General features: G+C 38.9%; 13 protein-coding genes and 1 rRNA gene. 1 reads left to right on the top strand and 13 read right to left on the bottom strand.

Annotation, left to right across the window (positions count from 1 at the left end):
* Positions 1-23 precede the first annotated feature (23 nt).
* The 9 genes from ED557_14670 to ED557_14630 form a co-directional block, all read right to left on the bottom strand.
* Complete coding sequence (locus ED557_14670) at positions 24-845, bottom strand: phosphatidate cytidylyltransferase (GenBank protein ID RNC79325.1); 822 nt, start codon at positions 843-845, stop codon at positions 24-26.
* Positions 845-1135 (bottom strand): hypothetical protein, encoded by a 291-nt coding sequence (locus ED557_14665; GenBank protein ID RNC79324.1) that lies wholly within the window; start codon positions 1133-1135, stop codon positions 845-847. The genes ED557_14670 and ED557_14665 overlap by 1 nt, the downstream gene beginning before the upstream one ends.
* Positions 1132-2115, bottom strand: a complete 984-nt coding sequence (locus tag ED557_14660) for a CPBP family intramembrane metalloprotease (GenBank protein RNC79323.1) — start codon at positions 2113-2115, stop codon at positions 1132-1134. Before ED557_14660 ends, ED557_14665 begins: the two co-directional genes overlap by 4 nt.
* 14 nt (positions 2116-2129) lie before the next feature.
* A complete protein-coding gene (locus ED557_14655) occupies positions 2130-2681 on the bottom strand; it encodes a DUF4199 domain-containing protein (GenBank protein RNC79322.1) in 552 nt (183 codons plus the stop codon).
* Positions 2671-3156 (bottom strand): DUF2085 domain-containing protein, encoded by a 486-nt coding sequence (locus ED557_14650; protein ID RNC79321.1) that lies wholly within the window; start codon positions 3154-3156, stop codon positions 2671-2673. The genes ED557_14655 and ED557_14650 overlap by 11 nt, the downstream gene beginning before the upstream one ends.
* A 1-nt stretch (position 3157) precedes the next feature.
* Positions 3158-3517, bottom strand: coding sequence for an acyl-CoA thioesterase (locus tag ED557_14645; GenBank protein ID RNC79516.1), 360 nt, complete (start codon positions 3515-3517; stop codon positions 3158-3160).
* A 78-nt stretch (positions 3518-3595) separates the two neighbouring features.
* Complete coding sequence (locus ED557_14640; GenBank protein ID RNC79320.1) at positions 3596-4549, bottom strand: acetyl-CoA carboxylase carboxyltransferase subunit alpha; 954 nt, start codon at positions 4547-4549, stop codon at positions 3596-3598.
* Between the two features lie 47 nt (positions 4550-4596).
* Positions 4597-5325: a polyprenol monophosphomannose synthase gene (locus ED557_14635; protein ID RNC79319.1), complete on the bottom strand. Its 729-nt coding sequence runs from the start codon at positions 5323-5325 to the stop codon at positions 4597-4599.
* Positions 5326-6690 carry a sugar transferase gene (locus tag ED557_14630; GenBank protein ID RNC79318.1) on the bottom strand — a complete coding sequence of 455 codons (1365 nt, stop codon included), beginning with the start codon at positions 6688-6690 and terminating at the stop codon, positions 5326-5328.
* Between the two features lie 141 nt (positions 6691-6831).
* Between ED557_14630 and ED557_14625 the strand changes: the two genes are divergently transcribed.
* Positions 6832-7959: a tRNA guanosine(34) transglycosylase Tgt gene (locus ED557_14625; protein ID RNC79317.1), complete on the top strand. Its 1128-nt coding sequence runs from the start codon at positions 6832-6834 to the stop codon at positions 7957-7959.
* Here the strand turns inward: ED557_14625 and ED557_14620 are convergent.
* From ED557_14620 to rrf, 4 genes are all read right to left on the bottom strand, one after another.
* On the bottom strand, positions 7956-10028 hold the full coding sequence (locus ED557_14620; GenBank protein RNC79316.1) for a glycosyltransferase: 2073 nt from the start codon (positions 10026-10028) through the stop codon (positions 7956-7958). The two genes, ED557_14625 and ED557_14620, sit on opposite strands and share 4 nt — an antisense overlap.
* Positions 10028-10672 carry a glycosyltransferase gene (locus tag ED557_14615; GenBank protein ID RNC79315.1) on the bottom strand — a complete coding sequence of 215 codons (645 nt, stop codon included), beginning with the start codon at positions 10670-10672 and terminating at the stop codon, positions 10028-10030. The genes ED557_14620 and ED557_14615 overlap by 1 nt, the downstream gene beginning before the upstream one ends.
* A gap of 1 nt (position 10673) precedes the next feature.
* Entirely contained in the window at positions 10674-12998 is a 2325-nt protein-coding gene (locus tag ED557_14610) for a hypothetical protein (protein RNC79314.1), read from the bottom strand.
* 168 nt (positions 12999-13166) lie between these two features.
* Positions 13167-13248 (bottom strand): 5S ribosomal RNA (rrf, locus tag ED557_14605); the annotation flags it as partial.

Raw genomic sequence — 13248 nt, 5'->3', positions numbered from 1 at the left:
TTTTCGTTCTAGAGAATAGCTTTTTAGAAGGAAACGTTTCCTATCTCAACTAACACCTTTAGATAAATCAAAGCTACAGGTGCAGCGAGAATTAATGCATCAAATCGATCGAAAAAACCTCCATGACCTGGCAGTAATGTTGATGAGTCTTTTACTCCTGCTTTTCGCTTTAACTTACTTTCCAATAAGTCACCAATTGGTCCGAAGGTGGCTACTAATAATGCCATCGGGATTAGATTCACCAGCGTGAGCCCAGACTGATATGGAAATAAAAACCATACTGCCAGAGCACCAATCGCACTACCCAGATATCCAAAGAAAAATCCTTCCCAGGTTTTATTTGGACTTATTGAAGGTGCTAAAGCATGTTTTCCAAAAGCTTTCCCTCCAAAATAGGCAAGTACATCACTCCCCCATACCATGAATGCCAATAGCATCACCAAAGTGAAACCAACTTCTGATGAACCAATTGAAGAGATCATAATAAGTGATAGAATACCTATGGGTGCATACAAACCCGCAAATACTGTGGTTGTAAGTTCTGACAGATCAAATTCGCTTTTGTTAAAAGTTTGTACGGCTACAAAAAGAACAAAAATCCCAACCCCTATCTCAAAACTAAATGGTATTTCCTGAGATAGCATAACCCATAATCCAATGGTATAGGGAAACAAGGTGTCTACCGGGTTTTTCGCTCCATCAAGAATCTTGATCATTTCACTCTGGATGAAAAAACCAATACCGATCATCATCGCTTTGAAGTACCACCCTCCAAGCCAGGTAATCCAGATGAATAGGGCTGCAGCGGGAATAGCAAAGACTATCCGTTTTGCCAGTTCACTCACTATTCTTCCTCACCCTCGGGGTTGATATCAAAATCAGATAATCCCTCCTCGAGTTCCTTTAGTACTTTCCTTGCTTTCTTCTCAAACTCAACAGGAACATATAAGTAGATGAGAGCCATTTCTCCAACTACTAAACTATGTGCAGAGTCTCTCTTGGATAGGATATTGGATGGGATTTTCAGGTTTGAGAGATAATTCCTTGCCAAATCAACTTCATAATTAGTACTCCCCTCAAGTACACATACCCAGTTATCTATCTCATTGGGTTTTGGATGATCAAATAAACTCATAGCTGGCGTTTAGGATTCAACTTATGCATTAATAAAAACAATGCCGGACAAATAATCATACTAAGAATTACAATTCCCCAGGGCATTCCTATATCAGAAGAAGCTGTTTGTTCTAAAAACTCTGGATTTAGTGATCCATACACTACCTGGCTTCCATTATTAATAAAATGAAGAACCATTGCGGGAATGAGACTGTCTGATATATAGGTCACGTAAGCTAAAACGAACCCGATAAAAGCCAACGGTAAAACAGCTCCGGCTTGAAGGTGGTATGCCCCAAACATGAGGCTGGATACAATCATTGCTGCCCATACTCCCCAGCTTTTTTCAAGAGCTCTTTGAATGTATCCCCTAAACATGATCTCCTCAAAAATAGCGGGCACAAGAGCTATATAGATCAGTCCATAGAACAATGAATTCTCTGTTTTAATGAAACTGGTAATAAGCTCAGCCATCTGCTGCTGAAGCTCTTTAATGAGCTCCAAAGCTGGGAAAACGCTTATTAACCAGTCTATGAAACCCATGTTCAGCCATCCAAGAAAGTTCACTACTCCCCATGAGGAAACTAATAGTAGGATGGATAAACCCGTATTTAGACCAAGTTTTGGAGCTCCTTTAAGTCTTAGGAATTCATGATGTTTTCCCTTTGGAGCATGTACTTTAGAAATTAGATATGATGCCAATCCTATCACAAGAAACTGACCTATAGAATTAGCTACAAAGGTTGAATTCAGGTTCTCCTGTATGGCTACCATTAATGCATCGGCATTGGTAGGATCTGAAACATGAGGGAGTATAAATATAAGCGCAAGTACATTTGCTACGACTTGAAATGCGATGAGTCCGAATAGCATCCAAGCAAAGGCAAGAGCCCAATGCGAAAACCCATTTTTCTCAACACAGGAAAGAAGAGGAGGAGTCTCCACTCGTTCGTAAGAAATATCGTTGTTTTTTTGAGTAGAGTACTTTTCCTCTTCCATAAATTGCTTAGAAATTAATCCTCGTCTTCGCTAGCAAAGACTTTTGCACCAATTAACCCGGAAACTGAGTTGAGGATTCCAAGCACAGCTAACCAAATACCTGTTTGTGTTATCATTGCTGAGGTAGAGTTTGGCTCGGGAATAAATCTCATTTGAGCTTCTAATTGATCATCCGTTAATCCCATTGCTTCAAGGTTAGCAATACTCCAGTCATACACTGCCTGACCTAAATCCGGATCAATCAGATATGTCCAAATTATAGAGATAACTGTACTGATCAAGGTTCCTACTAAACCTACAAATAGTCCTATAAGTGCTCCTTTTCCAATCGGAAAAGTAATCTCATTTTCTTTAGCATAGTGCCGTACACCAAAGAATCCCCCAATTGCACCAACTAAACACACTAGGATCCCGATCAATTGGGGCAATCCAAATGGAGCACCTGTGGGTTCACTGTTAATGGTCATGTATTGACTTAGCAATCCTAATACTGACATTATGAGACCAACAATGATTGCTCCAATAAACACCGATGACCAATAACTTGGATATTCTTCATTTTCCATAATCTTCCTCCGTTTTGTGAGTTTGTTTAAAAAATTCAGTAGTTAAAAATAATGCTGTAGCAACTCCAAACCATGCACCAAGCAAAAATCGTGAATGTAAAGTATTCGTCCAAATCCCAATATGATTTCCCAGTACATCCAGCAAATTAACCACGATAGATGCTACTATTAGTTTCAAAAAAAAGGAGTTTATTACAGTGAAATGACGACTAACTACAGGCAGTAATAAAACAGCTAATGCAAAACCGCCATAAATACCTGTGCACCTCGAACAAACTGCTAATGAAGCTCCATGTAATGAATATGATCGGTCGTGCATTTGATGGCATACTATATCAAAAAACCTATGCTGCCAACTATAACCGAACATATCAGGCTGGTGGAATAGCCCAGGACCAAGAGCAATCGTAAATAAGCCGATACTTACCACAGCAAGCAAAAAATAAAGCGGTTGTTGATGTGGCTGGACATTCATCTCATTTCGAGAAATTAGGTATCGAATCGAGAAAAAACTTTGGAGCACGGATGGGCCTGCGAGTTTCCTCGTCCATAAAACAAAGTACAACCTTCCCTTCTACACAAAGCTTCTGCCTTTCATTAGCTACTACTTTGTAATAGGTTACTAATCTGGCAACAGGAACTTCGTAGAGTAATACTTTAATGTTAATTTCCTCGTCATAAAATACAGGCGATTTATATTCTAGCTCTGCATTTATAACCGGAAGCATTATTCCCTCATCTTCCATATTCCGGTAGGATAAACCGTATGAACGGATCATTTCTGTTCTGGCTGCCTCGAAATACTCCAGGTATCTCCCATTATAAACATAGCCCATTTTATCGGTTTCACTATAGCGAGACCGTAACGAGTAATCAAACTCGATAAGAGGGTCTTGTTTGGGAAATTTCAATGATTAACCCTTTTGATAAGCTCCCATAGCAGCATATTTGTCAATGCGCTGCTCTATAAGTTTAGCGGGCTTCATTTTCTTGAGTCGGGCCAAGCTTTCAGTAATTTGTTTTTTTACTGCTTCAGCAGCTGCTTTATGATCACGGTGAGCCCCGCCCATTGGTTCAGGAATTACCCCGTCAATTACTTTCAGTTCCTGAAGATCAGACGCAGTTAATTTCAATACTTCGGCGGCTTGTTCCTTATAATCCCAGGTCTTCCAAAGAATAGATGAACATGATTCAGGCGAGATCACCGAATACCATGTATTTTCCATCATATAGACTTCATTTCCCATTCCAATTCCAATAGCCCCTCCACTGGCTCCTTCGCCAATCACAATAGTTACAAAAGGAACCTTTAAAGTCGCCATCATCTTAAGGTTCTTTGCGATCGCTTCCGCCTGTCCACGTTCCTCAGCTTCCAAGCCAGGGAAGGCTCCCGGTGTATCTAGTAGAGTTATAATTGGCACTCCAAATTTTTCTGCCAGCTTCATCAATCGATAAGCTTTTCTATAGCCTTCTGGATTTGCCATTCCAAAATTCCGATATGTTCTTTTAGCTGTATCGCGCCCTTTTTGGTGACCTATTACCATTACAGTATCTCCATCAAGCTTAGCAAAACCGCCTACAATTGCTTTATCATCGGAGTGATAACGATCTCCATGGAGCTCAATGAAATCGTTGGTAATTAGTTCAATATAATCGAGGGTGTATGGGCGATCAGGGTGTCTGGCAAGCTGAACTCTTTGCCATCTGGTAAGATTCTTAAAGATGCTTTCTCTTAAACTATCTACTTTTTTTCTAAGACTGGTTATTTCTTTGTTTAGAACTCCGTCTCCAACTGATGATAACCCTTCCAACTCTTCAATCTTTTTTTCTAAGTCGGCAATGGGCTGTTCAAAATCCAGATATTGCATAGATGCCTTATGTTAATTTAAGCGAAAGAATATAAGGAACTAATTGGCTAAAGTGCTCCAAATATGCTGCGTACTTTTAATGCCCAAACTCTCCACATGGCCTCTCTTACAATTCTTTTGGACATTTTTGAGACTCCTTCTTCTCTCTCCTTGAAAATGATGGAAACCTCTTTTAGTGTAAAACCTGCTTTCCAAGCCCTGAAATGAAGTTCAATTTGAAATGCGTACCCGTTCGACTTAATCCTATCAAGTGTAATATTCTCAATAACCCGACGATGAATACATTTAAACCCAGCGGTAGTATCAAAAACCGGGAGGCCGGTAATGGTTCGAGCATAAATATTTGCCCCATAAGAAAGTATTAATCGGCTTAATGGCCAGTTTACAATACTAATGCCGTTAACATATCTTGATCCGATTGCCAAATCTGCATTTCCATGCCTTACTTCCCTAATCAGTTTTGGCACATCCTCAGGGGGATGAGAAAAGTCTGCATCCATCTCACAAACGTATTCATATCCGTTCTCCAAGGCATATTTAAACCCAGCAACGTATGCTGTTCCCAGCCCTAATTTTCCTTCTCTTTCAATCAGGAATACTCTATCGGCATATTGTTGCTGAGCCTCCCGAACCAGGTCAGCGGTATTATCTGGTGAACCATCATCAACAATCAGTACATCCACTTCTTCATCCAGACCCATAAGTCTGTCTATCATCCGCTTTATATTACCGGATTCATTGTACGTTGGGATTACAACAAGGGCTTTATTCTCCATTTAGAACCCCTTGCCTTTAATCATTGTGAGAACAGTGATAATGAGAATTTTCATATCCATTTTTAACGAAATGTTCTCTACATAAAAGAGATCGTATTTAGTTTTCTCTTTTACATCATCGAGAGAGGAATCGTACTTCCATTTTACTTGTGCCCAGCCGGTAATACCCGGTCTTACTCTCAATCTTCGGGTATAGAGTGGTATCTGATGTTTGAATTGTTCTACAAAGTGTGGCCTTTCGGGACGAGGCCCAACGAGACTCATTGTACCTCTTAATACATTCCAAAGCTGAGGAATTTCATCAAGTCTCAATTTCCTTAACCAATAACCAACTCTTGTTACCCTAGGATCATTTTCCTTTGCCCATGTTGGACCGGTTTTAGATTCGGCATCCTGGTACATGGTTCTAAACTTAAAAATCGTAAATGGCCGCCCCCTTCTCCCCACTCTTTTTTGATGATAGATTACCGGCCCTGAAGAATCCATTTTTATCAAAAGTGCAATAATACCCCAAAAAGGAATCGCGAGAGTAAGTACCACCACAGAAACTGTGACATCCAACAATCTCTTAATTGCCTTCTCCCAAAGTGGCATTGGTTCGGGAGAAATTTCAATCAAGGGCATTCCAAAAATCTGGTTGGTCTTGTTTAAACCACTTACGAGTTGATAGAAATCTGGTAGGAGTTTGAGTGTTACATCGGGATGATCCACCTGTGAGATTACCTGTACTAAATCTCTTTTCCTTTCCGGCTCAACAGCAACAAGGATATCCTGTATCTGTCGGGATTCAATGATCTTAGAAATATTCTCAAGATGCCCGATCACTTCTTCTTTTTGAATTCCAGATTCGGGATCTACTGACTTTCCATTAACCTGGATGTATCCTAACACCTCCATACCCAGTGTTTTATTACGCATTAGATCATCATATGCAACTTTAGCATGTCTCCCGGTACCTACAATAATGGTTCTGTGAAGACCTCTTCCTCTTTGCGCATATACTCTTTGCACTGTACGGATTATAAATCGATTTATAGCCGTAAAACCAAAAACGAATACCCAATAAAAAAAGATGAGATTCCGATCTACTGAAAAGGAGGCTGAATCACCAAAATCCCAGATAAAATAGAGTATCAGAGCACCTACAGAAGTGGATTTAAATACTTTAAAAAACTCATCCAATCTGGAAACCAGGTACAATTTCTTATAAAGCCCGGATACCACAAAAACCAAAATCCAATATGAACATACAGATACGCCTGCAGTTACGAGATCTATATTGAAATGTCTCAGGTACATATCAATACTTTCTGTAAAGAAAATGTGGAAAATGAACCAACTTGCCAAGACTATCAGAAAATCCATCAAGCTGGTAAATATTACCTCACGATATCTTTTTAGCTTACTCAAATGAAATTAATTCCATGGTTTGCTTACTTTATTAGTCGCCGAAAATAAGCATTTTTATACACGCGGCATAACTTTGTAATCACTTATAATCTTCTATTGTATACGCATTTAGCTTCTTGTTCTACTACCAAAGCTCGTCTTGGAAAGCTGCAAACTGATCATGGTGAAATTGAAACACCCATATTCATGCCTGTTGGAACACTGGGCACTGTAAAGGCCGTATCTCAACATCAACTTCTCCATCAAATTAAAGCACAGATCATACTTGGTAATACCTACCACCTTTACTTGAGGCCAGGTGTAAATATCATGAGTAAAGCAGGAGGATTACACAAGTTCATTAATTGGGATCGACCTATCCTAACCGATTCTGGTGGCTATCAGATTTTTTCTTTGTCTCAGAATCGAAAACTAGAAGAGGAAGGTGCTTTCTTTAAAAGTCATATTGATGGCTCAAAGCACCTCTTTACTCCCGAAAATGTAGTTGACATACAGCGAATATTGGGTTCTGATATCATGATGTTGCTAGATGAGTGCCCGCCTTATCCCAGTAGTTATGAATATGCCAAGAATTCCATGGAATTAACTCACCGTTGGGCAAAAAGAGGACGAAAACAATTTCTTGATACCACAGAGCTATATGGTCATAAACAATTTCAGTTCGGAATTATTCAAGGTGGCACCTATAAAGATCTTCGTATTGAATCTTCCAAGTTTATGGTCGATCAGGATTTTGAGGGGATAGCTATTGGAGGGTTAAGCGTAGGAGAACCTATTCCGCTTATGTACGAAATGACCGACTTAAATACCGATTACCTACCCGAAAATAAACCGAGGTATTTAATGGGGGTAGGAACTCCAGCTAACTTAATCGAATCTGTTGCCCGAGGCATTGATATGTTTGATTGTGTTATGCCTACCCGGAATGCCCGCAATGGAATGATTTTCACTCGATTTGGCAAAGTTAATCTTCGAAATTCCAAGTGGAAAGATCATCATGAATTATTGGACCCCGACTTTCCATCAGATTTATGCAATACATATTCGATGGCATATATTCACCATCTTTTAAAAGCCAATGAAATATTTGGGTTAGCTTTGGCCTCTGTTCACAATCTTACCTTCTATTTGTGGCTAATGAATGAGATCAGAGTCCATATTGCTAATGACACCTTCGGGGAATGGTATCCTAAAATGGCTCAACAGGTGGATGAACGGATTTAAGCACCTTCTTTTGCTGCCGCCTCTAAATCGTCAGCAAATTGATGGGTGGAAAAAATCATCTTCATAAGTATATCTATATCCATCCAAATAGAATAATTCTGCAAATAATAGAGCTCATAGTTCTCTTCGTCCGAAGTAGTTTGGATACGTGGTTTGTTCATCTGGACATTTCCCGTAAAACCAGGCTTTAGCCTCGTGCTTCTTGTTGAATAAACCGCATTTCCTACAAAGCTCATTCTACCTGTAAAAACGAACCAAAGTAACCGAACTCTATTCTTCCACTTATTTTTCTGAGGGTTTTCATAGAAAGTAAGCGAACCAGCTTTGATCTTTTTGGAACTTGTGAATAACAAGGAAGGAAGGGTTAATAGCAGAAGTACAACTAATAGTGGTGCTGAGAACACGATATCAAACAACCTCTTTAAAAGCTGATTGATTGTTTTTGAATAATCGAATTGAACCTGAACCAGTGGTATTGACTCCAGATACTCAACATTTGATTTACCAAGGATAAAGTCCATAGAGTCGGGTACCAGCTTGAACACTACTTTCTCATTTTGCAAATCTGATATTTGGAGAAGCATTTCTTTATAGCTTATCGATTTAAGTGCAAAAAAGACCTGGTCTACCTGGTAAGCTCTTATCAAATCCTTTAATTGAGATACTGTACCCAGCGCACCGGACTGTGTCTCGGTTGGTGATATTCTCCCAATTACCTCATAATTCCAATCAGGTCTGGAATGAATTTTAGTTCTGATTTCAGAAGTCTCTTCTTCGTTTCCTACAATTAGTACTTTTAATCGTTTGAGCTTACCTGTTACTTTTGTATCTGATTTAGACTTATTGATCTGAATTACTTTTACAACTAGCATCAGAATTAAAGCACTAGCGAGACCATAAATAAGTGCCAACCTCGAAAAAGCATATTCTCTTACAAAAAAAGTAACCAGCGCAACCCCCGCGTATGAAGCCCCAATTGCTTTAATCTGGTTGGAAATAGATTCTTTGTTAGAACGGAATAGATCTAAAAATGCCCCTAGAATCACATAAATAAATGAAGCCAGAACATTAATCCATAGAAATTGGAGATTCTGAAGATTCGAAACTACCTCATAACTAAACTCAAATCGAATCAAGAAACCAAGAACTATAGATATATTAAAAAGGAGCAGATCGGAGGCAATGTATCCAATGCCTTTCAGATTCGAAGTAATAAGTGATAAAATCCCTCTCACCCAGATTGAAGAATAAATAAATACCTTAAAGAGAAAACTATAGTTTGAACTGTGATGCTTGTCAAAAAACTGGTAAAGAGCCTTGTTGAAGATCCAGGTATATTTTAAATCTCCTTTTTTGGTGCTCTCTCCTTTATAGTGGATGATGGAGGTTGTTGGCAGATAATCGATATGATACTCTGTATCCTGAACCCGATAGCACAAATCTATGTCTTCTCCATACATAAAAAAGCGTTCGTCAAAACCTCCTAGCTCTTTAAGTAATTCAGTCCTCCAAAACATAAAAGACCCGGAAAGAACCGGAACTTTTGACTTTTCATTTTCATCAAGCCAGTCAAGGTAGTACTCGCTAAAAAATTTACTTTTCGGAAACAGGGTACTTAATCCTGTTACTTTAGTAAATGATGACCAAATGGTAGGAACCGATCTTTTTGACTCCGGAGCAAAGCTGCCATCGGGGTTGAGAATTTTACAGCCCGCTGCTCCACAATCCGGATTCGCTTCCATATGCTTTATTAATTCTGAAAGCGTGTCTTCACTTACTAGTGTATCCGGGTTAATGATGAGCGCATATTTTCCCTCTGCTACTTCTATGGCCTGGTTATTGGCTTTTCCAAAACCCAGATTTTCGGTATTTGATATGTAGGTAACATCAGGAAAGCGGGATTGCAAAAACTCAATTGAATCGTCCTGAGAGTTGTTATCAACGACAATTATTTGAAGTACTAATTTTCCCTGAGCTTTGTTTATTGAGCTCAGAAGGTTAAGTATATATTCCTTCACCTTATAGTTGACTACAACTATGGTAATATCAGGAGATTGGGTTTCCCGCATCACATCCCTAGTTTGTTAAGCAGGTAATCTAATTTCCCTCTCCATCCTAATCCATATCCAAATCGATCAGCAGTCCCTCTCCACTTGTGATCTATATATTCAGAAACAGGAAATTCTACTAGTTTATATCCCTTACTTTCAGCATCTGTAAAATTAGCTAACGTAGGTTGACCGTGATGGTGAAATGGAGATAGTTGCTTGTAAATATCTTTCCTGAGTAGCATATAAGGAGTCCATAGAATTAAAACTCCATCTTTAGCAGAGAATCCTCTTTTGTTTACCCGATTGAATTCTCCTACTCCATAATTTTGGTCATCATTGCCAGCTAGGGATACCATTTCCTCCAAAAAGCCTTCCTTTAGGGTCTCGGTATCACTGTCCAGAAAAAAACCAAACTCGGTATCGATATGCGTACTAAGAGCCAAATCCATTGCAGGTCCATGGTATATATTTTTTTCTAAAAAAAGGACTTTTGTCTCGTTATAGCTTTCAGCTAATAGCCGAATAACATCTGGAGACTCATCTTTTGACCCATTTTCAATGATTAGTAGTGGTACATCAGGATAGAATTTCTTGAAGGAATCGATTGCTGTCTTAACCAGGTCCGGTGTTTGAAAGTTGACTATGACAACGGTTAGATCCATATCATTTTATAATGACTACTTTTCCAATCCCTTTCTCACTACCACTATTGTCGGTTGAAACAACGAAATAAACTCCTGTACCCAACTGGTTCCCACTATTATCAAGACCATTCCAACTTACTCTTCCTCCGGATGTATTAAACGAAGCTACAACAGTACCATCTACTCCCAAAACTCTAACTAATGTATCATCTACTAATCCCTCAATTATAATTTGATCATGACGACTATATGTAAAAGGATTAGGAAATACTTTTAACTCTTTCATACTGCTAAAAGCCCCTTGCGAAACGTCTTGGTAGCTTACAAGGCCTAGATCAGTAGCTATAAATACTTCTCCCGTAATATCATTGACAGCAATCGAGATAATATTATTCGAAATCAAAGGGCTATTTTCTGCTGTAAATCTTTTTTCGATTCTGCTACCTTCTGCATTGAGTACCCATATTCCCTGGTTTGTACTTCCTATCCATTTTTCATTCGCTCCATTAACGGCCATAGCAGACACGTTTACATCTCTCAATAAAAATCTTGATACTGCCGAAGTATCTTCATTAATCAACCACTGAGCATTTCTTTCAGATGGATTTGAGGTTTGTGTTATAAATTGTGGGAATATAAATCGCGCTATCCCTCTTCCTGTGCCAATCCAGACTTCTTCGTTTTTATCCTGAATGATTGCATTAACCTGCTCATCAGGAAGATTACCTGAACTCTCTCCCGAAATAAGTTTGACCCCAATATCATCGCTTGCATCTGAAGGGTTACCTGTATCTATTACCAATAACCCTGTTCCGTCTACAGTACTATTTTGCAGAGTGATCCATTTCTGATTGAATGAATCAATAAATAAACCAACGTATTCATCCTGACTATTTAGTCCTGAAACTTTAGGGAAGGCAACCCAATCATCATCGCCCGGACTTTGATAGTATAGTGGGTTTGTCCCATAACGGCTTACTAACCAAACATCATCATTGGTATCTGTGGCTAGTCCTGAAATCACTGGAAATAGTGGATCATCATCTTCCCAGCCTCTTATCGTAGAATTGGTCTCATCAAATACTCTTACTTCTCCTGAGTTTTTAGCGTGACGAGCAACTCCACGACCCCATGCTCCGAAATAATAGTATTCATCTGTGATGGTTGACGTAAATGCTTGTTTATAGCCTAAAGCACCTAATGAAGTATTATTCTGTGAATTCACATTTACCCATTCATTATTTTCAAAAATATAATACCCCTTGCCATTATCGATAGCTGAGTTTCTTGCGCTTTCATTTGTAGAAGCAGCTATCAAAATTTCTCCATCAAAATTTAACGCAGAGAAAAAGTTCTGATAAGGCCCATCGGGGGTAAGGAACTGAGTTTGTTCGTCAGAAATATTAAATATCCCAGATCCTCTATCGAAGGTTCCGAAATAAATATTATCACTCGTGGGTTCGAAGAATACCGAATTAACATTTGTTTCGACGGTTTCCTGGTTAAGTGAATTTAAATCTATTCCGTAGAAAATAGTCTGCTCCGAAGAGGCTATAAAAAAGCTATCCAGAAATAGATAATCAGATATAATTCGGCTTCCAAATTGTACATTTGTGTTCCAACTACCTGATTCGAATAAATAATTCTCAGATCCTGTGGAGGCATAAATTCTTGAACCTTGAACTCCGATTGCAGTTACAATATCTGTAACAAAGCCATTACTTTCGTCATAGCTGATCCAATTGGTAGATACTGTTAATTCATCATCCAGAGCTCCAATTGCTACACCTTCCGCAGTTGCACAATAAATGGAATCATTTTTTACCTCTATATCTGCCACTGAAATTCCTCTTGATAAGCTCCCCAATGAGTTAAAGCTATTAGTAACAAACTCTCCAACAATGTCGAAAACTACGATTCCGAAATCTGTTGCTACATATAGTTCATTCTCATACAATGCGAAGTCATTAATCCCTTTTTCTGTAAAATTTGGAAACCGTTCGATATCTCCAATATTGGTTATTTCGTACGAATCTGTATCAATTACATCAATACTACCATCCACATAGCCAACAAAAAATTTTGATGTATTTGTATCGTAAATCGCAGTTTGCCCATCCAACCTAGACAATCCGTCTAATGTTGTTAGTGTTCTTTGCTTGTCTCCTGAGTTGTAGTGTTCGACTCCCCCTGTTGATGAAATCCAGATATTTGCATTTTCATCAGCAGAAACCGAGGTAACCGTTCTTGTTGAGGTATAAATATTCCAGCTTCCTATATCTTGGGCATATATTGTGACTGGAAAGAAAAGGGATAATAAAATCAGCTTTTTGATAGAATACATAAGTGTTTAACTACACTCTTTTATTGAACGATTGTAGCACTTATACCATATAACTTTTTCTAGTTTGTAGCTGTTGCTGATTTTTAAAACGATTTATAATAAAAAGATTGTGAGAATAATGGCAATAAAAAAACCCCTTCTTTGTGGGGAAGGGGTTTTTTAAAGGGGGAGAGGCGGCGACCTACTCTACCGCGTAGCAGTACCATCGGCGCTGCAGGGCTTAACGGCCGTGTTCGGGATGGGAACGGGT

The sequence above is a fragment of the Balneola sp. genome, assembly GCA_003712055.1.
Classification (GTDB): domain Bacteria; phylum Bacteroidota; class Rhodothermia; order Balneolales; family Balneolaceae; genus RHLJ01.
Note: the sequence above shows the minus strand (reverse complement) of the source record. Positions and strands in the feature narration are given on the sequence as shown.